General features: G+C 69.4%; 20 protein-coding genes and 1 other RNA gene. 8 read left to right on the top strand and 13 right to left on the bottom strand.

Annotated elements, in window-relative coordinates:
* Window positions 1–10 precede the first annotated feature (10 nt).
* From mraY to rnpB, 9 genes are all read right to left on the bottom strand, one after another.
* Complete coding sequence (gene mraY, locus G3A44_RS13910) at window positions 11–1192, bottom strand: phospho-N-acetylmuramoyl-pentapeptide-transferase (protein ID WP_163458131.1); 1182 nt, start codon at window positions 1190–1192, stop codon at window positions 11–13.
* Window positions 1182–2633, bottom strand: coding sequence for a UDP-N-acetylmuramoyl-tripeptide--D-alanyl-D-alanine ligase (locus G3A44_RS13905; protein WP_163458130.1), 1452 nt, complete (start codon window positions 2631–2633; stop codon window positions 1182–1184). Before G3A44_RS13905 ends, mraY begins: the two co-directional genes overlap by 11 nt.
* A complete protein-coding gene (locus G3A44_RS13900) occupies window positions 2630–4147 on the bottom strand; it encodes a UDP-N-acetylmuramoyl-L-alanyl-D-glutamate--2,6-diaminopimelate ligase (protein WP_163458129.1) in 1518 nt (505 codons plus the stop codon). Before G3A44_RS13900 ends, G3A44_RS13905 begins: the two co-directional genes overlap by 4 nt.
* 1 nt (window position 4148) lies before the next feature.
* A complete protein-coding gene (locus G3A44_RS13895; RefSeq protein ID WP_163458128.1) occupies window positions 4149–6041 on the bottom strand; it encodes a peptidoglycan D,D-transpeptidase FtsI family protein in 1893 nt (630 codons plus the stop codon).
* 1 nt (window position 6042) lies between these two features.
* Window positions 6043–6321 carry a cell division protein FtsL gene (locus tag G3A44_RS13890; RefSeq protein ID WP_163458127.1) on the bottom strand — a complete coding sequence of 93 codons (279 nt, stop codon included), beginning with the start codon at window positions 6319–6321 and terminating at the stop codon, window positions 6043–6045.
* A 3-nt stretch (window positions 6322–6324) separates the two neighbouring features.
* Window positions 6325–7269 (bottom strand): 16S rRNA (cytosine(1402)-N(4))-methyltransferase RsmH, encoded by a 945-nt coding sequence (gene rsmH / locus G3A44_RS13885; protein WP_163458126.1) that lies wholly within the window; start codon window positions 7267–7269, stop codon window positions 6325–6327.
* Window positions 7270–7279: 10 nt separating this feature from the next.
* A complete protein-coding gene (locus G3A44_RS24105) occupies window positions 7280–7726 on the bottom strand; it encodes a division/cell wall cluster transcriptional repressor MraZ (RefSeq protein WP_310734377.1) in 447 nt (148 codons plus the stop codon).
* Between the two features lie 341 nt (window positions 7727–8067).
* Window positions 8068–9057 carry a carbonic anhydrase gene (locus G3A44_RS13875; protein ID WP_310734376.1) on the bottom strand — a complete coding sequence of 330 codons (990 nt, stop codon included), beginning with the start codon at window positions 9055–9057 and terminating at the stop codon, window positions 8068–8070.
* Window positions 9058–9281: 224 nt separating this feature from the next.
* Window positions 9282–9651, bottom strand: an RNA gene (gene rnpB, locus G3A44_RS13870) — RNase P RNA component class A.
* A gap of 175 nt (window positions 9652–9826) precedes the next feature.
* On the opposite strand from rnpB, the gene cysK reads away from it, so the two are divergent.
* Window positions 9827–10753 carry a cysteine synthase A gene (cysK, locus tag G3A44_RS13865; RefSeq protein WP_163458123.1) on the top strand — a complete coding sequence of 309 codons (927 nt, stop codon included), beginning with the start codon at window positions 9827–9829 and terminating at the stop codon, window positions 10751–10753.
* Between the two features lie 163 nt (window positions 10754–10916).
* On the top strand, window positions 10917–11405 hold the full coding sequence (locus G3A44_RS13860; RefSeq protein ID WP_163458122.1) for a hypothetical protein: 489 nt from the start codon (window positions 10917–10919) through the stop codon (window positions 11403–11405).
* 37 nt (window positions 11406–11442) lie between these two features.
* On the opposite strand, the gene hrcA is transcribed toward G3A44_RS13860, so the two are convergent.
* Window positions 11443–12465: a heat-inducible transcriptional repressor HrcA gene (hrcA, locus tag G3A44_RS13855; protein ID WP_163458121.1), complete on the bottom strand. Its 1023-nt coding sequence runs from the start codon at window positions 12463–12465 to the stop codon at window positions 11443–11445.
* Window positions 12466–12580: 115 nt separating this feature from the next.
* Here hrcA and G3A44_RS13850 point away from each other — a divergent pair, with 115 nt between their 5' ends.
* The 4 genes from G3A44_RS13850 to G3A44_RS13835 are packed head-to-tail and all read left to right on the top strand — an operon-like array spanning window position 12581 to window position 16936.
* Window positions 12581–13456: an NAD kinase gene (locus tag G3A44_RS13850; RefSeq protein WP_163458120.1), complete on the top strand. Its 876-nt coding sequence runs from the start codon at window positions 12581–12583 to the stop codon at window positions 13454–13456.
* A gap of 37 nt (window positions 13457–13493) precedes the next feature.
* Window positions 13494–15260, top strand: a complete 1767-nt coding sequence (recN, locus tag G3A44_RS13845; protein WP_163458119.1) for a DNA repair protein RecN — start codon at window positions 13494–13496, stop codon at window positions 15258–15260.
* Window positions 15261–15269: 9 nt separating this feature from the next.
* Window positions 15270–16256, top strand: a complete 987-nt coding sequence (gene rapZ / locus G3A44_RS13840) for an RNase adapter RapZ (RefSeq protein ID WP_163458118.1) — start codon at window positions 15270–15272, stop codon at window positions 16254–16256.
* Window positions 16253–16936: an LON peptidase substrate-binding domain-containing protein gene (locus G3A44_RS13835; protein ID WP_310734375.1), complete on the top strand. Its 684-nt coding sequence runs from the start codon at window positions 16253–16255 to the stop codon at window positions 16934–16936. The genes rapZ and G3A44_RS13835 overlap by 4 nt, the downstream gene beginning before the upstream one ends.
* A 30-nt stretch (window positions 16937–16966) precedes the next feature.
* On the opposite strand, the gene mutY is transcribed toward G3A44_RS13835, so the two are convergent.
* From mutY to mutM, 3 genes are all read right to left on the bottom strand, one after another.
* Window positions 16967–18022: an A/G-specific adenine glycosylase gene (gene mutY, locus G3A44_RS13830; protein WP_163458117.1), complete on the bottom strand. Its 1056-nt coding sequence runs from the start codon at window positions 18020–18022 to the stop codon at window positions 16967–16969.
* 101 nt (window positions 18023–18123) lie between these two features.
* On the bottom strand, window positions 18124–20130 hold the full coding sequence (locus tag G3A44_RS13825) for a dynamin family protein (protein WP_163458116.1): 2007 nt from the start codon (window positions 20128–20130) through the stop codon (window positions 18124–18126).
* Window positions 20131–20230: 100 nt separating this feature from the next.
* On the bottom strand, window positions 20231–21058 hold the full coding sequence (mutM, locus tag G3A44_RS13820; RefSeq protein WP_163458115.1) for a bifunctional DNA-formamidopyrimidine glycosylase/DNA-(apurinic or apyrimidinic site) lyase: 828 nt from the start codon (window positions 21056–21058) through the stop codon (window positions 20231–20233).
* 131 nt (window positions 21059–21189) lie between these two features.
* On the opposite strand from mutM, the gene G3A44_RS13815 reads away from it, so the two are divergent.
* The gene (locus tag G3A44_RS13815) at window positions 21190–23037 is read left to right on the top strand and encodes a tetratricopeptide repeat protein (protein ID WP_163458114.1); all 1848 of its coding nucleotides are present in this window, start codon (window positions 21190–21192) and stop codon (window positions 23035–23037) included.
* Window positions 23034–23576, top strand: coding sequence for an outer membrane lipoprotein LolB (locus G3A44_RS13810; RefSeq protein WP_163458113.1), 543 nt, complete (start codon window positions 23034–23036; stop codon window positions 23574–23576). Before G3A44_RS13815 ends, G3A44_RS13810 begins: the two co-directional genes overlap by 4 nt.
* Window positions 23577–23617 lie beyond the last annotated feature (41 nt).

Genomic DNA, 23617 nt, shown 5'->3' with positions numbered 1-23617 from the left:
GTGGCCGTCCTCAGCGCAGCTTCAGGCTGGCCAGCGCCACCAGGCACAGCAGCATGGTGATGATCCAGAAGCGCACCACAACCTGCGTCTCGGTCCAGCCGGACTTCTCGAAATGGTGGTGCAGGGGCGCCATCTTGAGCAGCCGCCGGCCCTCACCGTAGCGCTTCTTGGTGTACTTGAACCAGCTGACCTGCAGCATGACCGACAGGGCCTCGGCCACGAAGACACCTCCCATCACGCCCAGCAGGATTTCCTGGCGGGTGATGACGGCCACCGCACCCAGGCCACCGCCCAGCGCCAGTGCCCCCACATCACCCATGAAGACCTGGGCGGGGTGGGCGTTGAACCACAGGAAAGCCAAGCCTGCGCCCGCCATGGCGGTGCAGAAGATCATCAGCTCACCCGCCCCGGGGATGAAGGGGAACAGCAGGTACTTGGAGTACACCGCATTGCCCACCACATAGGCGAAGATCGCCAGGGCGCCGGAGACTAGGACCACCGGCATGATGGCCAAGCCATCCAGGCCGTCGGTCAAATTGACCGCGTTGCTGGTGCCCACGATCACGAACCAGGTCAGGCCCATGAAGCCGAGCACCCCCAGCGGGTAGCTCACGGACTTGAAGAAGGGCAGCATCAGGTCGGCGCGGGGCGGCAGGTTGAGCGAGAAGCCACTGTCGACCCACTGGCTGAAGAGTTGCCAGACCTTGGGGGCGGAGGTTTCCGACACGCTGAAAGCCAGGTAGATGGCCGCGGCGGCGCCGATCAGGCTTTGCCAGAGGAACTTCTCGCGCGAGCGCATGCCCTCGGGGTCCTTCTTGACGACCTTGCGCCAGTCATCGGTCCAGCCAATGGCACCGAAGCCCAGGGTCACGCCCATGACCACCCAGATGAAGCGATTGGACAGGTCGGCCCACAGCAGCGTGGACAAACCGATGCCGATGAGGATGAGCACCCCGCCCATGGTGGGCGTGCCCTTCTTGGCCAGATGGGTCTGCACCCCGTACTCGCGGATGGGCTGACCGATCTTGAGCTCGGTGAGGCGACGGATGACCCAGGGGCCGAACACCAGGCCGATGACCAGGGCGCTCATGGCCGCCATCACCGCGCGGAAGGTGATGTACTGGAACACCCGCAAAAAACCCAGCTGCTCGGGGTAGAGCCCCTGCAGCCACTGCGCCAGGCTAAGCAGCATGGCCTTCTCCTTGGGATCCGCCCTCCGCGGACCCGGTTGCCAGGGCGGGCGTGTCTGCGGCCTGCAAGGCCACCACCACCCGCTCCATCTTCATGAAACGTGATCCCTTGACCAGCACCGAGCGCGGCTGCAGGGCCTGCAGGCCCTGCGGCAAGGCGGCGCAAAGGTCCTCGACCCGGCCCTCATGCCGGGCAATGGCGCCGGCGGCCCGTGCGGCGTGGCGGCAAAGCTCGCCGCTGCACCAGACCTGGTCGATGCCGCGCGCAGCGGCATAGGCCCCCACCTCCGCATGGAAGGCAGGCCCCTGGTCACCCACCTCGCCCATGTCGCCTAGCAGCAACCAGCGCGGACCGGGCAGCGCGGCCAGCACGTCGATGGCCGCGCGGACCGAGTCGGGGTTGGCGTTGTAACTGTCGTCCACCAGGGTGCGGGCCTGCCCGTCCCAGTGCCAGGGTCGGACCTGGGAGCGACCTGCCACCGGACGGAAAGCCGACAAACCGGCCACCACCGCCGCCAACGACAGGCCGGCGCCCAGCGCTGCAGCCGCAGCGGCCAGTGCATTGCGAACGTTGTGCAGGCCGGCAATGTGCAGGTCCAGGGTCGCGGAGCCGACGGGCGTGTCCAGGGTCACCACCCAGTGGTCCACCGCCCACCGGCCGTGACCGGTCACCGCCGCGGCAGCACCGTCCTCAGTCAGGGCGAAGTCGAGCACCCGCCGGCCAGCGGCCAGCGCCCGCCACAGCGGGGCATAGGCGTCCGCGGCCGGAAACACCGCCACCCCGTCGGCAGGCAAAAACCCGAGTACCGCCCCGTTCTCCCGCGCCACCGCTTCCACGGTGTGCATGAATTCCTGGTGCTCGCGCTGGGCGTTGTTCACCAGGGCGACGGTGGGACGGGCCAGCGCCGCCAGCTCGGCGATCTCGCCGGGATGGTTCATGCCCATCTCGACCACCGCGGCCCGGTGGCCCCGCAGGCGCAGCAGCGTCAAAGGCACACCAATGTGGTTGTTCAGGTTGCCCGCGGTGGCCAGGGCCAGATCACCGTGGGCGGCGCGCAGGATGCTGGCCACCATCTGGGTGACGGTGGTCTTGCCGTTGCTGCCCGTCACCCCCACCAGAGGCAGCGTCTGGGCAGCGCGCCAGGCTGCCGCCAGGCGTTGCAGGGCCTGCAGACTGTCGGCCACCTCGACGCCTGACAGACCGGCGGCCTCCAGTCCGCGTTCGGCCAGGGCGGCCGTGGCACCGGCCGCTCGGGCCTGGGCCAGAAAGTCATGCGCATCAAAGCGCTCGCCGCGCAGCGCGACGAAGAGGTCGCCTGCAGCCAGGGTGCGGCTGTCGGTGTGGACCCGCACCAGCGGCAGCCGGGGGTCACCCACCAGGCGGCTGCCGGGCAGCTGGGCCTGGATCCAGCCCAGGGTCATGACGGGAGTCGTGGCGCTCATCGGGCGGACTCCCGGGTCTGCAGGGCCTGTGCGGCCACCGACAGGTCGGAAAATGGATGCTTCACGCCCAGGATCTCCTGGTAGTCCTCGTGGCCCTTGCCGGCCACCAGCACCACGTCGGCCGCCTCAGCGGCCAGCACGGCCTGCTCCACGGCCAGGCGACGGTCCGCTTCCACCAGCACCTGCCGGGCAGCATGCCCCAGCGGCACGCCAGCCCGTACTTGGCCGATGATGTCGGCCGGCACCTCGTCCCGCGGGTTGTCACTGGTGATGACCACCTTGTCGGCCAGCCGGGCGGCAATGGCCCCCATGAGCGGTCGCTTGGTGGCATCGCGGTTGCCCCCGCAACCGAAGACCACCGTCAACCGGCCACCGCGGGCCTGTGCCAGCGGTCGCAGGGCGGTGATCGCCTTTTCCAGGGCATCCGGGGTGTGGGCATAGTCCACCACCACTTCGGGCTGCTGGCTGCCGCCCGGCTGCACCCGCTGTAGCCGGCCCGGCACCGGCGTGACGCGCGCGGCAGCGGCAGCGGCCTCTGCCAAGCCCAAGCCCAGGGCCCGCAGCGCCCCGATCACCACCAGCAGGTTGGAGGCATTGAAATCGCCCAGCAGACCGGTGCTCACCGGCACCTGCTGGGATCCTTCGCAAAGCGTGAAGCTCAGGCCCTGCGCCTCGTGCCGCAGGTCCTGGGCCACCAGGCGGGCCTCGCCCTGCAGCGAGCAGGTCCACAGCTGCAGGCCCTTGCCGGCCAGTTCAGCCACCAACTGTGCGCCTTGCGGGTCGTCAACGTTGAGGACGGCTGCCCGCAGACCGGGCCAGCTGAACAGACGACGCTTGGCCGCCCAGTAGGCGGCCATGTCCCCGTGGTAGTCCAGGTGGTCCTGGGTGAAATTGGTGAACAGGGCAACGTGGATCGGCAGCCCCTCCAAGCGGTGCTCTTCGATGCCGATGGAGGAGGCCTCCAGGGCACAGGCCACGCCGCCTTGGTCTGCAAGATCGCGCAGGGCATGCTGGAGCACGACCGGGTCCGGTGTGGTCAGGCCCGTGGCCACGACTTGCCCTGCCTGGCCACCCGGCAGTGGCGGACGGCCGATGCCCAAAGTGCCCACCACACCGCAAGGACGCCCCGCCAGGCCCAAGGCCTGGGCGGTCCACCAAGCGGTGGAGGTCTTGCCGTTGGTGCCGGTGGTGGCCACCACCTGGAGCGCCTCGCCGGGGTGGTCCAGAAAGGCTGCGGCCAGCAGTCCTGTGACGGTCTTCAGGCCGGAAATGGCACGGATGCGGGAATCGTCGAAGCCCCAGGCCTCCACGCCCTCGGCCTCGACCAGGCAGGCCGTGGCCCCACGCGCCAGGCACTGGAGCACATAGCGGCGTCCGTCCTGCGCGAAACCGGGCCAGGCGATGAAGGCGTCTCCGGCCTGCAGGCGACGGCTGTCGGTGCACAGGCGGCGCACGCCCTGCTCACGCAGCCACTGCACGGCCTGCTGAAGATCGGAAAGGATGCGGGTGGCCATGTCAGCGGCGGTCCTTGCGAAGCGGGTCGGCCTGGGCCATCAGCGCGGTGGGCTTGATCTCCATGTCGGGCGGCTCGCCCAGGCGGCGTAACGCCTGCTCGACCACGTCCTTGAAGACCGGGGCGGCGACCAGGCCGCCGTAGTAGGCCCCTTTGGGTTCATCGATCAGCACGGCCACCACCACACGGGGCTGGGTGGCGGGAGAGAAGCCGGCAAACCAGGCGGCGTGGCTGCTGCTGCTGTAGCGCCCCCCCACCAGCTTCTGTGCGGTACCGGTCTTGCCGGCGGCGGTGTAGCCCACCGGCTGCGCCTTGGCGGCCGTCCCCTCGGGGCTGACAGTGCCACGGAGCATCTCGCGCATGGTGCGCGCCGTGGCCTCGGTGAAGACACGCACCGGTTCACCGCCGGGCTGACCCTTGACAAGGGAAAGGGGCAGCAAAGTGCCATTGCCCGCCAGGGCGGTATAGGCGCGGGCCAACTGCAGCACCGACACGGAGATGGAGTAGCCGTAGCTCATCGTGGCCTTGTCGGCACCGCGCCAGCGCTTCCAGTTCATCAGTCGTCCACCGCTGGCACCCAGGCCGCCACCAGGCACCACACCGCCCAGGCCCAGGTCCGGCTTGCGGCCAAAACCCAGGTTGGCCAGGGTGTCGTACATCTCCTGGTCATCGAGCTTGAGGGCCAGGCGCACAGTGCCCGGGTTGCTGGACTTCTGCACCACCTGCGCCACGGTCAGCGAAGGCTTGGCATGGTCATGGTCCGAGATCAGGCGGTCGTGCACCCGGAAAGCCGAGGTGTCGAGCACCTGATCCGGGTGCGCCAACCCCTTTTCGATGGCCAGGGCCACGATGAAAGGCTTCATGGTGGAGCCCGGCTCGTAGGCGTCGGTGAGCGCGCGGTTGGTGCGGGCCCAGGCGCTGGACCGGCCAGGTGCTGCCGGATCAAAACTGGGGTAGTTGGACAAGGCGAGGACTTCACCGCTGCCCGCATCGAGCACGACCACGCTGCCCGACTTGGCCTGGCTGTCCAGCACCGCCTGCTCCAGCCGCCGGTAGGCCACCGCCTGGAGCAGGGCATCCAGTGTCAGGGTGAGGTCCTCACCCTCCTTGGGATCCGGGTTCTCACCTTGGTCGCCCACGATCCGCCCCAGCCGGTCCTGCTGAGCCTGCTGCTTGACACTGCTGCCCGCCAGCAACTTGTCAAACAGCTTCTCCACCCCATCCACGCCCTTGTCTGCCGGGTCGGTCCAGCCCAGCACATGGCTGACAGCGCGGCTTTCCGGATAGGTGCGATCGAACTTCACGTCCTGGTCGATGCCCTCAAAGCGCAGGCCAAGGGCCTCGACAGTGGCGGCCTCTCCCATCTTGGTGGCCAGCACCACCTGGGTGTGGGGAGGCCGCAGGGACGCCATGGCACGACGGAAGTCCGCTTCGTTCATGTTCACCAGCGCCAGCAGGCGGTCCAGCCGCTTCTGGCGCGCGGCGATGCGTCCGCGGATGATCTCGGCGTGCTCAGGCTTGGTGGCGGACGTGATGGTGTTGCGGGCGAGGAACTGCTCCTCTTCCCGCAAGAATTCCGCCGGCCGCACCACCAAGTTGGGTGCCTTGCGGCTGCGTGCCAGCAGATCGCCATGGCGGTCCTTGATGTCGCCGCGCAGGCCGTAGGCGTTGTATTCCTTGGTGGTGCGCCGGAGGCTTTCCGTCTGAAAGAACCCCGGATTGATGAGTTGCACGTAGACCGCACGTGCCAGCAGCCCACCGAACATCAGCCCCATGACCACCAGCACCAACTGGCTGCGGCCGTATGGGGTCTTGGAGGCCAGCAGCGGACTGGTGGCGTAGTTGACGCCGCGCACGGATGTGGCGGCCGCCTGGGCGCGCGAGAACCAGCCCATGTCAGCGGGCTCCCGAGGCGGCCTGCCGGGCCAGGTAGACAACTTGGTCGGGGGAAGGCTGGTACATGCCCAACTGCTGGGCACGCTGCTGCGAGCCCATGCCCGACATCAGCGCCCGTTGGCGGTTCTCCAGGGCCAGCTGTTCACCCGCCAGCACGACGCTGGCGGCCAGCGCGCTCTCCAGGCCGGCGCGATGCGTGCGCCCCTCGTGGCGCACATGCACCAGCGCGAGGCTGCTGAGCACCAGCAGCAACATGACCAGGAGATTCAGGCGCGCCATGGCTCAGACCACCCCCGCGCCGGTGCGCTCGGCCACGCGCAGCACCGCCGAACGGGCACGCGGGTTAGCCGACACCTCAGCCGCGCTGGGCTTGATGCGACCCAGCAACTTCAGTCGCAGGTCCCGGGTGGGCGGTGCGAAGGGCGCCCGGCGATCCACCTCTTCCCGGCTCTCATGGGCCATGAACGCCTTGACGATGCGGTCCTCCAGCGAATGGAAGCTGATGACGGCCAGATGCCCCCCGGGGGCCAGCACCGCCAGCGCCGCACTCAGCCCCTGCTCCAGGTCCGCCAACTCGGCGTTGACGTGAATCCGAAGAGCCTGGAAGGTCCGGGTGGCTGGGTCCTGGCCCGGTTCCCGCGTGCGGACCGCGCGAGCCACGAGCTGGGCCAGTTCGCTGGTGCGCTGGAGGGGCCCTTCAGCCTGGCGGCGTGCGACAACCGCCTTTGCAATCCCGACAGCAAACCGCTCTTCGCCATAGTCTCTGATCACCTGTGCAATCTGGCGCTCGTCGGCGCGGGCCAGGAAATCCGCGGCGGTTTCGCCACGGGTCGGGTCCATGCGCATGTCCAGCGGGCCGTCGAAGCGGAAGCTGAATCCCCGCGCAGGGTCGTCGATCTGGGGAGAGGAGACCCCCAGGTCAAGCATCACACCGTCCACCCGCGGCAGCCCCAGGGCCGCCAAGTGCGCCGCAGCGTCTGCAAAGCTGGCGTGGCAGATGGTCAGGCGGGCATCGCCCACGGCCTGTGCGGCTGCGATGGCTTCCGGGTCCTTGTCAAAGGCCACCAAACGGGCCTGCGGACCCAGCCGTGCAAGCAGCGCCCGGCTGTGCCCGCCCCGGCCGAAGGTGCCGTCAAGGTAAATGCCATCCGGGCGGGTGAGCACGGCCTCGACCGTCTCGTCGAGCAGCACGCTGCGGTGGATGAAGGCGCTGGAAGAGTCCGTCAAGGGAAGGCCTTCAATAGCTGAACTGGCGGATGGACTCGGGCATGGGCTGGCTCAGCAGCGCCTGCTCCTTGGCTTCGTAGCGGACCGGCTGCCAGAGCTCCAGATGCGAGCCGACGCCCAGCAGCAGCGCCTCGCCCCCCTTGTCCAGGGCGGCATGCAGGCGTAGCGGGGCATCCACCATGACACGGGCGGCACTGTCCAGGCTGACCTCGCTGGCAAAGCCCAGGAACATGCGCTTCCAGCCCTGGGCCTCGGCCGGCAGGGCCTGGATACGTTCGCGAAAAGGCAGCCAGTTGGGCAGGGGAAAGATCATCAGACAACCCTCGGGGTGCTTGGTGATGACCAGGTCGGCCACACCCGCTTCCTTGAGGGACGCGCGATAGCGAGCCGGGACCGCCACGCGACCCTTCTCGTCGATCGACATCGTCGCCGCCCCGGAAAACGAGAGTTCCGACACTTTTCCCCACCTTCCCCCACATGTCTCCACTGTAGCAGAGGGCCCCTCTCGGTCAACGCGGGGTGCTCTTGAGAAATGCGGGATGAATCAAGGACTTAGGCGAGAAATCTGCACGACCTCCACCACAAAACAAGGACTTGCGCGTGGTTTCGCATCCCTTTCCTCACCAGACATTCCCCCGCCTCCTCCCGATGGATGAGGGAAAAGTTGTTTCAAGGTGCAGCAAAACGACGTCTTGAACGAACTTACATGGAATTGAGGGGCGTAGGACTGCAGCAGGCGTCGGCAAGACGCCCGGGCATCACGGCGGCGGCTGTCCGGGAGGGGGTCGGCCGTGGCGCTCAGAGCCCTTCTTTGATCAAACGGCCGGCGGCGGGTTGGATGGGACGGGCGTTCAAGGGATAGAGGCGGGCGAAGATGTCCAGCTGCTCGGTGGACAAGGTGATCGGCTGCTTCATCACCAGCCACATCACTCCTTCGCTGCACGGGGGGGTGGTGAGCGAACCCATGTAGGTGTAGTAGCGGGGATCCTGCGGCAGCAGCTGGTTGAGGTCGAGCTGGACCGGGGAGGCCAGGCTGTCGCCACGCTCCAGGGGCAGTGAGTTCCAGACCAGCTGCACCGCCGGATTGGGCGCGCCGCGGGTGATCAGCACCGCCACCACGGCCAGGCGCCCCTCGGGATCACGGTGCACCAAGTGGGCCACCATGTCGTACTGCCGGCCCTCCACCCGCTCCTCCGAGGGGCGGTGGAAATGGAACTGCAGCAGGTCGTAGCGCCGACCATGAAGCGTGATCGCGTTGCCGCTGCCCAGGTTGGCCTGGATGGTGTGCCCGTTGTCCAGCACCTGGAACCCCGTGGGCCGGTAGTCGAACTGGATCGGCGGAAGCTCCACGGCAATGCCGCCGCGGATGTCTATGGGGCTCTGCCGCCGGCCTTGGGCGCATAGGGCGAATTCCGGTTTGATCTGGCCCCAGGCCTGCGGGCCCCAAGCCCCTTCATAGCCCCAATGCGGGGTGTGGTGGGCTTCGGTGGCCGCATGGGCTGCGGCAGCCGGCGCCGCCGCAGGCCGCGCTGGCGACCGGGCAGGCGGTGCATCGGCCGCCTTGTTGGTGATGCGCAAACCGGTGCTGCGGCCGGTCTCGGTGGTGGCGCCCAGTCGTTCGGCCAACTTGCGCTTGACGCCCTCCAGGCCCTCAGCGCCCGCCGGGGCGGCAGGGGCGTCGGCCGACGCGGCAGCCGCGGCGGCCGGTTTCGCCGCGGCAGGCGTGCGGGCCGGCGCGGTCTCAGAGGCCCCGGCGGAGGCGGCCAGCGCCAACAGCAGCCCACCCACCGCCAGGACCGGTGCGGACCTCCTCAAACGGGAACGCGGCGCACCGCTGCACACAGGGGCTGCGGCCAAAGTCGGCAGGCGGACATGAGGGTGGCACCGGGGCTGGGACATGGTCTCTCCGTGGTCCCCGGAAACGCCATCGCCCGGGGCTGCCAGATCCATCGGCGAGAGTCCGCCCAGCTTGAGACCGGTGAGTGGTCGCGGCCTGACGACAGCTGGGTGGTGTGTGGAGCCAGCCGATAGGCCGGATTCTGTGCACCAGGCCCTCGCGGACCCGGCGTGACCGCCATTCCTCTGGGCCAGGACGTTGCCGCCCCGGCTCGGTGCCACCTACCCGCCAGCTCAGCGAGCCGCGTCAAAGCTGGCCTATTTGGTGTTGCTGCGCGTAAAGATTGCCGCGTTTCACCCGGCAGCGTCGTCCCCTGGCATGCCAAGGAACCCAGGCGCCGAAGCGCCCACTGCCGACTCGTCTCTGTGGCTCTGATTCGCACCTCGCGGTGGACGGGCGTTACCCGCTACGCTGCTCTATGCAGTCCGGACCTTCCTCCAGTGCGGCCTTTCGGCACTTGCACCAGCGGCGGTCTGGCTGACTCCACGCCTGAATTCTCTCATGCCTTTGGGCCCGAATGCCGGCGCGCCTTCATGACCGCAGGGCATAAGCTCATGGGCGACATGCCCTCCGGCTTGCGGCATGATCTTGGCGCACCGCGGCAGGCCAGCCCTCAGGGCCGGCCCGCGCGCCCCAGATGACCCCCACGCAGGAGCCCCCATGAAAGCCACCAACGTGCTCGCCACCATCGGCAACACCCCGCACATCCGCGTTCAGCGCCTCTTCGGCGACAGCCACGAGGTCTGGGTGAAGTCCGAGCGGGCCAACCCCGGGGGCTCTATCAAGGACCGCATCGCCCTGGCCATGGTGGAGGCAGCCGAGGCCGACGGCAGCCTCAAGCCTGGCGGCACCATCATCGAACCCACCAGCGGCAACACGGGCGTGGGCCTGGCCATGGTCGCGGCCGTCAAGGGTTACCCGTTGATCCTGGTGATGCCCGACAGCATGAGCGTGGAGCGCCGCCGACTGATGCTGGCCTACGGCGCCAGCTTCGTGCTCACGCCGCGGGCCCAGGGCATGAAGGGCGCCATCGCCAAGGCCCAGGAATTGCAGGCCAGCACCCCTGGCGCCTGGATTCCGCAGCAGTTCGAGAACCCGGCCAACCTCGAGGTGCATGTGCGCACCACGGCCGAGGAGATCGCCGCCGACTTCCCCGAAGGCCTGGACGCCATCATCACCGGCGTCGGCACCGGCGGCCACCTCTCGGGCGTGGCCACCGTCCTCAAGGCTCGCTGGCCGCGGCTCAAGGTCTACGCGGTGGAGCCTGCCGCCTCGCCCGTGATCTCCGGCGGCGCCCCCTCGCCCCACCCCATCCAGGGCATCGGTGCAGGCTTCGTGCCGAAAAACCTCAAGACCGAGCTGCTGGACGGCGTGATTCAGGTCGAGGCCGAGGCGGCCAAGACGTACGCCCGCCGCTCGGCCCGCGAAGAGGGGCTGCTGGTGGGCATCTCCAGCGGCGCCACGCTGGCGGCCATCGCCCAGAAGCTGCCCGACCTGCCGCCGGGCGCCAAGGTACTGGGTTTCAACTACGACACGGGTGAGCGCTACCTGTCGGTGGACGGCTTCCTGCCCAGCGAAACGGCCTGAGCGCCCCTCGCCGGGGGTCTGACGGTGCGCCCCCCAAGGTGGCGGGCCCGCCCGCCAGGTGCGGGGGGCGCCGGCGGCATGCCACGTGCTTAGGGTTTACCCGCCCACCTCGCGCCACCACGCGCGGCGGGCCGCCACCCCGTCAGCGCCTTGGAGTACCGCCATGCCCGTCCTGCGTTCCGTTCCCGGCCCATCCGCACAGGCCGGAAAGCCGTCTGCCTACCGCCGCATCGGCTTGGCTTGGCTCGCCCTCTGCCTGCTGCTGCTGGCCGGGGCAGACCCGGGCGCAGGGATGTGGCGCGAGGCGGGTCCGCCCGTCGCGCTGGCCTTGCTCTGGTCTTGTGCCCTGGCCTCGCTGAGACCCTGGCGGGGGCAGGTGGCGCGCCTGTGGGTACTGGCAGGTCTGACATCGGCGGCGGTGCTGCTGTTGATCCACCAATGGTCGAGTCTGGGGCATCCCCCGGCCCTGGCTGACGGCCTGATGTGGGCCGGCCTGGCCATGCTGTCGCTGCGCGCACATGAGTGGGCCGCCCGCCACGCTGTGCGTTGTCCCTTGCAGTCCTGGGCCAGCCGCGGTCTGTGCGGGCTCGCAGTGGGCCTGAGCGCCGGCTTGCTGGCCGGTCACGGCTGGATGGGCGCGGCACCAGCCTGAGGCGGCGACCCGCGACGCCGGCAGGGACGCAAGCGCCTCAGCGCTGGTTGAGCGCGTTGCTCACCAGACGCGAAGTGATGTCCACGATCTGGATCATGCGGTCATAGGCCATGCGCGTGGGCCCGATGACCCCCAACGTGCCCACCACCTGGCCATCGACCTCATAAGGTGCGCTCACCACCGAAAGCTCCTCAAAGGGCACGACACGGCTTTCACCGCCGATGAAGATGCGCACGCCTTCAGCCCGGCTGGAGGTGTCCAGCAGGCGCATGAGCTCTGTCTTCTGTTCAAAGAGGCTGAACATCTTGCGCAGGGAGCCCAGGTCCTGGCCGAAATCCTGCACGCCAAGGAGGTTGCGCTCGCCGGAGACCACCACCTGCTCCTGGGTTTCGGCCAGGGCCTCGGTGCCCACCTGCACCGCGGCCTGCATCAGGCCGGCGATCTCGGTGCGCAATGCATCAATCTCATGCTTGATGCGCTCGCGCACCGCTTCGATGCTCTGGCCGGCGTAGTGGGCATTCAAGTGGTTGCTGGCCTCCAGCAGCTCGGTTTGGGAGTGGTCGCGCGGGGTGAAGATGACGCGGTTCTGCACATCGCCGTCCGGCGCCACCAGGATCACCAGGACCCGGCGCTCACCCAGCCGCAGAAACTCCAGGTGGTGGAAAACACTGGGCTTGCGTGGCGCCGTCACCACGCCCACAAAGCTCGACAGGCTGGACAGCAGGTTGGCGGCCTGGGCGATGACACGTTGGGGTTGGTCGGGCTGCAGGGGGGCCGCCGTTCCGTCGGCCGCCAACTGCCCCCACTCCAGTGGCCGGGCGGTCAGCATGGTGTCGACAAACAGGCGATAGCCTCTGGCCGTGGGCACACGGCCCGCCGAGGTGTGCGGACTGGCGATGAGGCCAAGCTCCTCCAAGTCCGACATGACGTTGCGGATCGTGGCCGGAGAGAGCTCCAGCCCGGATGCCTTGGACAAGGTGCGCGAGCCCACGGGCTGACCGTCCGCGATGTAGCGTTCCACCAAGGTCTTGAGCAAGGTGCGCGAGCGATCATCCAGCATGCGCCTGATTGTAGGGAGCCGCCCGGGCAGCGTGGAAACACCCGGCGTGGCCACCCCGCCCGCGGGGGTGCCGGAGCCCGGCTGTCGCAGGGCCCTGTGGTGTAATTCCCTGACCATGAGCACTCGTTTCCGCCATGCCGCCGTCGTGGGCAAATACCAGGCCCAAGGCATCCGGCCCATGCTGGAGAGCATCGTCCAGTTCCTGGAACGCGAGGGCCTGGAGGTCTCGCTGGAACGCGACACTGCCCTCAACACCGACTGGACCGACAACGATGCGCTGACCCCGGCCGAGATGGGGCAGCGGTGCGACATCGCGGTGGTGGTGGGCGGGGACGGCACGATGCTGGGCATAGCCCGGGAACTGGCGCCCCACAACCTGCCCCTGGTGGGCATCAACCAAGGTCGCCTGGGCTTCATCACCGATGTCCGCGCCTCCGACTGGGCCGACGCCCTGGGCCCCATCATCCGCGGGGATTACGAGGAGGAGCGCCGCGCCATGATCGAGGGCGGCGTCTGGCGCGACGGTGAATGCATCTTCGAGGGCCTGGCCCTCAACGACGTGGTGGTGGGCCGCGGTGCCACCTCCAGCATGGTGGAGCTCAGGGTGGACGTGGGCGCGGAGTTTGTCGCCAACCTGCGGGCCGACGGCCTCATCGTCGCCTCCCCGACCGGCAGCACGGCCTATGCCCTGTCGGCCGGCGGCCCGATCCTGCACCCGGCCATCGCCGGCCTGGTGCTGGTCCCCATTGCCTCGCACACCCTGTCCAACCGGCCCATCGTGCTGCCGGATTCGCAGGAGGTGCAGATCACCATCGTCAACGGCAAAGACTCCAGCGCCAGCTTCGACATGCACAGCCTGGCGAGCCTGCTGCACGGCGACCAGGTCCGCATGAAGCGCTCGGCCACCACCGTGCGCTTCCTGCACCCGCGGGGCTGGAGCTACTACGCCACCCTGCGCCGCAAGCTGCGCTGGTACGAAGGCGTCGTCTGAACCGGCGGCGCGCCGCACGACTCCCCCCGGGGGCCACATGCTCAAGCACCTGACCCTGAAGGACTTCGTCATTGTCGAGGCCCTGGACGTCGCCTTCGGGCCCGGCTTTTCCGCCCTCACCGGCGAGACCGGCGCAGGCAAGTCCATCTTGATCGATGCCCTGCAGCTGGCCCTGGGCGCCCGCGCCGATGGCGGCGTGGTGCGCGAAGGCGCCCACCGCGCCGACATCACCGCCTGCTTCGACACCCCACCGGGCCTGCGCCCGTGGCTGGAGGCGGCCGGCTTTGAGGTGGACGACGAGCTGCTGCTGCGCCGGGTGATCGATGCCCAGGGCCGCAGCCGGGCTTTTTTGAATGGGAGCCCGGCCACGCTGACCCAGCTGCGTGAAGCCGCAGACCTGCTCATCGACATCCACGGCCAGCACGCCTGGCAGGGCCTCACCCGCCCGGCCGCGGTGCGCGACCTGCTGGATGGGCAGGCCGGCACCGACGCCCGCGCCGTGGCCGGTGCCCATGCACGCTGGCGCGCCGCGGGAGAGGCCCTTCAACGGGCCCGGACCCGCCAGGCCGAGCTGGACGTGGAGCGCGATCGGCTGCAATGGCTGCTGGGTGAGCTGCAACGCCTGGCGCCGGCCGAGGGGGAGTGGGAAGCGCTCAACGCCGAGCACCAACGCCTGTCCCACGCCCAGGCGCTCATGGATGCCTCCAGCCAATGCCTGCAATGGTTGGACGAGGACGAGACCGGCGCTGGGCGCCTGGCCGCCCGCGCCTCGGCCCGGCTGGAGGACGTGCTGCGCTACGACGCCCGCCTGGCGCCGGTGGCCGAGGCGCTGCAAGGCGCCATCGCCCTGCTGGACGAAGCCAGCCATGGCCTGAACGCCTACCTCTCCCGCACGGAGCTCGATCCGGAGCGGCTGGCCGCGCTCGACAGCCGGCTGGCGTCGTGGTTGGGCCTGGCACGGCGCCACCGCCGAGCCCCCGAGGACCTGCCCCGCCTGCTGCAGGACACCCAGCGCGCCTTGGACGCCCTGGCAGCCGCCACCGACCTGCCCACCCTGGAGCGCCACCTGGCCCAGGCCCTGGCGGATTGGCAGGCCCAGGCCGCCCTGCTGAGCGCCGCGCGGCAGGCCGCCGCCGGGCCGCTGGCCCAGCGGGTGACGGCCGCCATGCAGACCCTGGGCATGGCCGGTGGCCGCTTCACGGTAGACCTGCCCCCCGCGGCAGAACCCCAGCCCTGGGGCGCGGAAAGCGTGGAATTTTTGGTGGCCGGGCACGCGGGCAGCAGCCCGCGCCCGCTGGGCAAGGTGGCCTCAGGTGGTGAGTTGTCCCGCCTGGCCCTGGCCATCGCCGTGACCACCGCCCAGGCGCGGCAACAGGACGGTCAGGCCGGGGGGCCGGACACCCTGATCTTTGACGAGATCGACTCGGGTGTGGGCGGCACCGTGGCCGACGCTGTGGGCCAGCTGATGCAGGCCCTGGGTCGCAGCGTCCAGGTGCTGGCGGTCACCCACCTGCCCCAGGTGGCGGCATGCGCACATCACCACCTGGTGGTGGCCAAGCGCACACAGGAGGGCCGAACCACCAGCCGCATCCTGCCGGTGACCGGTCCTGCGCGGGAGGCTGAGCTGGCCCGCATGCTGGGGGGATCAGGACAGGACACCAGCCTGGCACATGCCCGCGAACTGCTGCGGCTGGCCGGTCACGACGCCGCCAGCCCGGTGGCCGCCACGCTGGCGCCCACCGCGGCCCCCACCGCGGCCCCCACCGCGGCGTCCGCACGACGTCGCCCCGAGAAGACCCGCTGAGCCTGAGCCATGGCCGAAGCTGACCTGCCGCCCCGCCCCAACGCCCACGACCTCACCTCCGGCCCAGCCTCACCGCCGGTGCCCGAAGCCACGTTTGGCACAGAGCCCGACGGCACCGAACGACGGCAGCGGGCCGTCGTCCTGGTGACTGGCATCTCCGGCTCGGGCAAGTCGGTGGCCCTGCATGCCCTGGAAGATGCCGGCTTCTTCTGCGTGGACAACCTGCCCCCGGAGCTGCTGCGGGACTTCATCCGTGTGGAGAGCCTGCATGGCGTGCGACGCATGGCCATCGCCGTGGATGTGCGCACCGCCGGCTCCCTGCCCTTCCTGCTGCCGGTGCTGGACCAGCTGCGCGAGGACGGCGTCGAGGTGCGCAGCCTGTTCCTGGATGCCAACACCCCCTCGCTGATCAAGCGCTTCTCCGAGACGCGGCGCCCCCATCCACTGAGCAAACCCGGTGAGGGCGGTCAGGATCCGCACCGCGCCTTGTTGGACGCCATCGACCTGGAGCGCGAGCTGCTGGCCGACCTGCGGGAACGCTCCACCGTGCTGGACACCAGCCTGCTGCGCCCAGCCCAGCTCCGCCACTGGGTGCGCGACCTGGTGCAGGCCACCGGCAGCCGGCTGACCCTGGTGTTCCAGTCCTTCGCCTTCAAGCATGGCGTGCCCCTGGATGCCGATCTGGTCTACGACGTGCGCGTGCTGCCCAACCCGTTCTACGTGCGCGAACTGCGTGCCCAGACCGGCCGCGACGATGGGGTGGCCCAGTACCTGAAGGCACAGCCCGAAGTCGGCGAGATGACCGACCAGATCGCGACCTTCATCCGCCGCTGGCTCCCGGCCTTTCAAGACGACCAGCGCAGCTACCTCACCGTGGCCATCGGCTGCACCGGCGGCCAGCACCGCTCGGTGTACCTGGTCGAGACCCTTGCCGCCCGATTCCAGTCCGAGGTGGCCACCCTCACCCGCCACCGAGAACTCGACGCCAAACCGTGATCGCTACGCCCCACGCCTCCGCGCCCCACCCCGCCAGTGCCGCGGCCACCCCTGGCCTGCAGCTGGATCCCTTGCCGCTGTTCCCCTTGAGCACCGTGCTGTTTCCTGACGGTGTGCTGCCGCTCAAGGTTTTTGAGGCCCGTTACATCGACCTCATGGGCCAGTGCCTGCGTGAGACGCGTCCGTTTGGCGTGATCTGCCTGAAGCAGGGCGCCGAAGTGCGCCGGCCGGGACACAGCGCCCTGTCCCAGGTACAGCTGGAGCCGGTGGGCACCCTGGCCACGCTGATGTCGGTGGACGCCGACGACAAGCCGGGCATCCTGCGCGTGCGCTGCCAGGGCGCTGCCCGCTTTCGCTATGCACGCCTGACAGAAGGTCCCAACGGACTGTTGCGCGCCGAGGGCGTCAGCCTGCTGCCGCCTGACGCCAACCTGCCGCCTCAGGAGCGGTTCAAAGACGCGATCTTCGCCTTGGCCCATGCGGTGGCGGCCCTGGAGCTGCGCAGTCCAGGCCACTTCCCCAGCGAGCGGCGCTTCACCGAACTGGGCTGGGTGGCCAACCGCTGGAGCGAGCTGCTGACCATCCCGCTGGCCGCCCGCCAGCAGCTCATGGCGCTGGAAGACCCCCTGGCCCGCATGAACATCATCGACACCTTCCTGCGACAGAAGAAGGTGATCTGAGCCGCCATACGGTGCGGCGTCCTTCGCTGCTCAAGCCAGGCCCAGCAAGCGGCGCAGCGGGGCAGGCAGCCCCCAATCCGCCCACTGCGCCGGCGCCAGCCAGCGTCCCTGCGGCCAGCGGTCCGCGGGCCAGGCCGCCGCCTCCGCGCCGGGGGGCAATGCCAGGTGCAGCGGCGTCAAGGTCCAGTCCAGGTGGGTCAGCACATGGGTGAAGGCGGGCAGCGCCGTCCACTGCCCTGGCCAGCCCGCACAGTCCTGCCGGGCTTGGGCTTCGTCTTCGTACTCCGGCCAGGACCACAGGCCCGCCCAGATGCCAGTGTCCGCTCGGGGCACCACCCAGACGCGCTCGCCTTGGCTGATCCACAGCAGCGTGTTCTGGCGCTGCCCGCGCCTGAGCTTGCGCTGGATGACCGGATAGGCCTCGGGTTGCCCCTGAGCCAGGGCCACGCAGCGTGCGGCCAGCGGGCAGAGGCCGCAGCGGGGCGAACGTCGCACGCACACCGTCGCCCCCAGGTCCATGAGGCCCTGGGTGTAGGCAGGCATGTCCTCGGCCGGGGGCAGCAGGTCTTGCGCCAGGGACCACAAGGCCCGCTCATGACGCGGCACGGCCAGGTCCTCGCCAAACGCCAGGGCCCGACCCAGCACCCGTTTGACGTTGCCGTCCAGGATGGCCGCGCGCTCCCCATGACAGAACGCGGCGATGGCCGCCGCGGTGGAGCGGCCGATGCCAGGCAGGGTCTGCAGCTGGGCGGCAGTGGCGGGAAAGACGCCACCGTGGTCGGCCACCACAGCCTGGGCGCAACGGTGGAGATGGCGGGCGCGGCTGTAATAGCCCAGCCCCGCCCACAGGCCCAGCACCTCATCCTGGCTGGCCGCGGCCAGCGACTGCACATCCGGAAACCGTGCGAGGAAGCGCGGGTAGTAGTCCAGCACCGTGGACACCTGCGTTTGCTGCAGCATGATTTCGGAGAGCCAGACGCGGTAGGGATTGCGCGTGCCCTGCCAGGGCAATCCATGGCGGCCCTGGGCGCGCTGCCAGCGCACCACGTCAGCCGCCAGCGTGGCCGAAGTAGAAGGTGGAGTCATGTAAAAGACCGGGCGCCCCGCAGGTCACCTCGTAGCAAGGTCGCCGGCGGCGGCGCCCGCCAGGGCCGCGCCGCTACGCCGGCCAGTGAACAACAGCGGGTTCAGGCGGCCGTGGGCTCGGCCTGAGGCCAGTCCATGACCGGTCCGCGCTCGGCGCGGCCGCGCAGCTCGGCGGCCAACAATTGGGCCCGGTCCAGCTGCTCCAGGAGGCGGGCATCATGCACCTCCACCTCCGCCAGGCGCTGCTCCAGGCCGTCGGTGGCCTGCTGGATGCGCTCCAGGCTCTCGCGCCGGCGCTTGAAGCTGTGCCGGCGCTCCTTGAACTGGCCATCGATCTGCTGGGTGGCCAGCTGGTTCCAGGATTCGATCTCGTTGCTGGCGTTCTCGAACACCACCCGCAGCTTGGAAACCAGCATGCGCTGGAACTGCTCGCTGTAGGCAGGCGAGTTCAGCCGCATGGCGCGCGTGACGCTGAAGTAGCGGTTGTAGCTGCGCTCGATGAGCTCCAGTTCCCGCTTGAACTGCCCCAGGTCGGGTGCGCTGGTCAGCCCGAGGGTGAAGGCGAACTCGGAATTGAGCTGGTTGAACAGGGCCTGGAGCATCTGGTTGACCTCCTGCACCTGCTTTTGTGCGTTGTCCAGCAGCTCGCGCAGCTGGGTGCACATCTTGGCAAACGCCGTGCGCGCCCCCAGGTTGAACCAGCCACTGCTGATGGACTCCTGCATCTTGAGCACCGACTCACGGATGCGGTCGGACTCCAGGCACTGCATGGCAGCGCGGTTCATCTTGGCATGCACCAGGCGCATGGCCTTGAGCCGGTTGGCGCACTCCTCCAGCTCCGCCTGCTCCTGGCCCACCCGCTCCAGCATGGTGGCCACACGTCCGGCGCTCTTGCCGCGCAGACCGCGCAGCTCCAGCATTTGGTCGGCGTTGGCCCGGCGCTGGTCGCGCAGACGGCGGGTGGAGCTCTCCAGCATCGAGGCCACCCCGCTGATGACCGCGGTAGCCAGCACACGCTGGCGCTGGGGCAGCAGGTCGGCATTGAGCGCCGCCTCCAGCTCGGGCAGCCGGCTGGCCGCCAGGGCTGGCGCGTCCCCCATCAGGCGGGCCGCCAGCGCCTGCCGCGCCGACACCGGGAACACCCGCTGCCGCGGAATGCCCAGGGTGCTGGCGGTGGTCTGGCACTGGCGCTCCACCGCCTGGGCCTGCTCCTCGGGTGTGGCCAGCGGGTCGGCCAAGGTGTCCATCTTGTTGAGCACCACAAAGCACGACAGGCCCTGACCGCCCAAGTGGTCGGTCCAGACCTCCAGATCGGATTTGGTGACCCCGGTGTCGGCCCCCAGCACGAACAGCGCCGCATGGGCGCTGGGCAGCAGGCCCAAGGTCAGCTCGGGTTCGGCGCCAATGGCGTTGAGCCCCGGTGTGTCCACCACCACCAGGCCACGCTGCAGCAAGGGGTGGGGGAAATTGATGATGGCGTGCCGCCAGGCCGGCACCTCCACCAGGCCATCCTCACCGACGGGGGGGTTCTCGCTGGGCTGCTCGTCGGACCACAAGCTCAAGGCCTTGGCGTACTCCCGGGTGACCTTGCGCACCTGAGTGACCTGCGCCAGGGCGGCTGCCAGGCCATCGGCGTCGTCCGGGTCCAGCTGCACGCGTTGCCATTGCTCGCGGCGGTCACGCCATTCGGCCAGCGTGCCACCATCCTGACGGGTGTCGATGGGCAGCAGATCCAGTGTGGGCAGCTCCTCGCCATCCCAGCACAGCTCCACCGGGCACATGGTGGTGCGTCCCGGCGTGGCCGGCAGGATGCGACGTCCGGAATCGGCGAAGAAGATGGCGTTGATCAGCTCACTCTTGCCGCGCGAGAACTCCGCGACAAAGGCCACCACCAGCTTGTCGGAGGTCAGCCGCTGACGCAGGGCGCGGCAGGTGGCCGCGGCCGCGGGGGCCAGCAAATCGCTGTCGGCGAGGTAGCCCTCCAGGGCGCCCAGATCGCGCTCCAGCGCCAGCCGCCAGTCCGCGAGGGCATCCAGCCCTGGCGCCAATTGGGGCAGCATGTCCAGACTCTGTTCAGGGGTGGCGGCGTTGTGTTTCACGATGTGCACTCGCAATCTGCTGCGATCCTAGCGCACATCGCCGGCCCGGTCCGCCACCCCGGCAGGCACAGCCTGGACCTTGACGCCAACGGGGTTGCCCCCCACCGCGCTACGGGTGCTGGCAGCCGGGACAGAAATAGGTGGCGCGTTGTCCCTGCACCAAGCGCTGGATGCCCCCACCGCAGCGGCTGCAAGCCTCACCCGCGCGGCCATAGACCCGGGCGGTGCGCTGGTAGTGGCCCAGCGCGCCATCCGGACCATGGAAATCCTTGAGGCTGGAGCCCCCGGCGGCGATGGCCTCCGACAGCACCCGGCGTACCGACTCCAGCAGCCGGGCGGCCCCCGCTTGCCCGACATGTGCCGCAGGGGTGCGGGGATCGATGCCCGCCTCGAATAGGGCATCGCTGGCGTAGATGTTCCCCACACCCACCACCACCGTACCGGACAGCAGCAGGGGCTTGATCGCCACACGCCGCCCTTGCAATGCCGCATGGAACCGCGCTGTGGTGAGCGTCGGATCCCAGGGCTCAGGGCCCAGGCGCGCCAGCATGCCTGCCACCGGTGGCGCCTCCCACGCGGGGCCCCATACCAAAGCACCAAAGCGGCGCGGATCGGTCAGCCGCAGCAATCCCCGGTCGGTATGCAGGTCGGCATGGTCATGCGGGCCGGCGGGCAGGGGTGGAACCAGCCAGGACAGGGCGCCCGACATGCCCAGATGCCACAGCAGTCCCCCTGCCGGTGCGCCCTGGCGGGACAAGGGCATCCAGAGGTATTTGCCGCGGCGCAAAAGGGCACCGATCCGGCAACCCACCAAATCCGCGGGCTCGCAGCCCAAGGGCCAGCGCAAAGGCTTGCCCAGGGTCAGACACTGGATGGTGGCCCCCTCCACCGGCTGCAGGCGCTGGCGGGTGACCTCGACCTCGGGCAATTCAGGCATGACGCACTGTAGCCGCCTCCCTTTCCCGACCTCGCATCAGGTCCAAGCTCGGTCGGGCAGACTTCTAGAATCTCCGGGTGTCTTGCGCCCCCCGGCAGCACAGGCCGTATTCCGCCGTTCCAGGAGCCTGGATGAACCGTCGCCCCCGTCACGCCCGCACACACAGCGGGCTCTTTGGCCGCCTTCAGTCGCCCTGGATGCCGGTGGCCGCGCTGCTGGCCGCCTTGTCCACCCCCGCCATGGCGCAAGCCCCTGCTGCAGAGCCTCCGCCACCGCGTTCCCAGCTCGACGGCCGCCTGCTCGAGCAGTTGCTGGATGTGGAACTGGCCGCACGCCAGGGGCAATGGCGCAGCGCTTTCGACGTGTTGCTGGACGCCGGCCGCCGGACCCGCGACGAGGGACTGTTCCGCCGCGCCTTCGAAATGGCGCTGGCGGGGCGGTCCGCCGACCATGCGCTACAAGCTACCCGTGCCTGGCGTCAGGTCAAGCCAGACGCCGTGGAAGCCGTGCGGCTGGAGGTCCATGTGCTGCTGCTGACCCAGCGGCTGGAGGACTTGGGGGAGACCCTGCGCCAGCTGCTGCGCCTGACCCCGCCTGCCGAGCGCTCGGCACTCATCGCCGGTCTGCCACGCTTCCTGAGCGCGCCGGAGGAAAAGAGCCGTGTGCTGGCAGCGGCCCAGCATGCGCTGGCCCCGTTTGTCGATGCCGCCGGCACCCGGGTGGCCGCCCGCGCCGCGCTGGCCCGGCTCTCCCTGGCTGCCGACTTGCCTGACGATGCGCTGACCCTGACCCGCAAGGTGCTGGCCGAAGATCCCCGTGCCCTGGACGGCCTGCGGGTGGCGCTGGAGCTGATGAACAGCCGCCCCGAGGCCGAAGCGCTGGTGATGCGCTATCTAGACAGCCGCGGGGCGGCCTTACCGGTGCGTGTGGCCTACGCCCAGCAACTCAGCGAGGCAAGTCGACTGGTCGAGGCGGGCCAGCAATTGCGGCGCGTGGTGGCCGAAGCGCCGGACATGGCCTCCGCCTGGTTCACCCTGGGAGGCACGCTCCTCCAGATCCACCAGCCGCAAGAGGCAGAGGCGGCCCTGCGCCGCTATCTCAGCTTGTCGGAGAAGTCTGAGGCCACGGCGGGGGAGGCTACCGCCACCGCTGCCGACCCCGAGCTTCAGGAAACCCCGACCGCCACGCCCCGTCAGCGTGAACGGATCGAGGCAGCCCAGGACCAGGCGCGGCTGTGGCTGGCCCAGGCGTTGGAACAACGCCGCCAGCCCACCCAGGCACAGGCCGAACTCGATCTGATTCCCCGGGAGCGCTGGACCCTGGAAGTGGTCACCCGGCGCGCGCAGCTGCAGGCCGGCCGGGGTGAGCTGGAGGCGGCGCTGCGCATGGTGCGCGAAACGCCCGTCAAGGAAGACGTCAGCCCACGCCACCGCGTATTGGCGCAAGTGCAGGTGCTGCGTGAGGCCAAGCAATGGCAACGCGCCTATGACCTGCTGCTGGGCCTGCTCAGGGAGACCCCCGAGGACAGCGGGGTGACCTACGAGCTGGCCATGACGGCCGAACGGCTACAGCGACTGGAAGACATGGAGGTGCTGCTGCGCCGGGTCATCAGCCTGAAGCCGGACGACGCGTCCGCGTTCAATGCTTTGGGGTACAGCCTGGCAGACCGCAACCTGCGACTTGAAGAAGCCGAAAGCCTGCTGCAGCGGGCCATCAAGCTCTCACCCGCCGATCCGTACATCATCGACAGCCTGGGCTGGGTGAACTACCGCCTGGGCCGGCTGCAAGCGGCGCGCGAGCTGCTGGAGAAGTCCATCGCCCGTCGCCCGCATGCGGAGGTCGGGGCGCACCTGGGAGAGGTTCTCTGGCAGCAAGGTCACCACGCGCAGGCCTTGGAGCGGTTCCGGCAGGCGCAGGCCATGGAACCTGACAACGAGGTGCTCCAGGAAACCCTCAAGCGACTGCAGGTCCGTCTGTGACGGCCTGCCGCCGACGTCTGCTGCGCGCCGCCGTGTGCCTGGCCGCCACCAGCCTGACCGCTTGCACCACCACGCCACGCCACAGCGCCCCCTTGCTCTCCGGCCGCCTGGCGCTCAAGGTGGACGCAGGGGAACAGCGGCCCGCCCAGTCATTGAGCGCCAGCTTTGAACTCCAAGGGCAAGCCGACGCTGGCCGTCTGCGCCTGCTCAGTCCGCTGGGACAGGTCTTGGCAGACGCGCGCTGGGACCCCCACGGCGCGTTGCTGGTGACTCGCGACGGCCTGCATCGACACGCCAGCCTCGCAGACCTGTCCCTCGCCGCTCTGGGCGAGGATGTGCCCCTCCAGGCCCTACCCGATTGGCTGAGCGGACGTCCATGGCCTGGCTCGCCCCACGAAACCGCCCCCGAAGGCAGCGACGAAGGCTTCGAGCAACTCGGCTGGCGGATCTTCCTGCAAGGCTGGCGCGAGCAGGGCATCTGGCGTGCAGAGCGTGCCCAATCACCGCACATCGTGCTGAGGGTTCGGCTCGACCGCTGAGCGCTCCTCCTCCCGACCTTCTTCTGTTTCACGCGCGCGGC

The sequence above is a fragment of the Ideonella livida genome, from assembly GCF_010499455.1.
In the GTDB taxonomy this organism is placed as follows: Bacteria; Pseudomonadota; Gammaproteobacteria; order Burkholderiales; family Burkholderiaceae_C; genus Ideonella; species Ideonella livida.
Note: the sequence above shows the minus strand (reverse complement) of the source record. Positions and strands in the feature narration are given on the sequence as shown.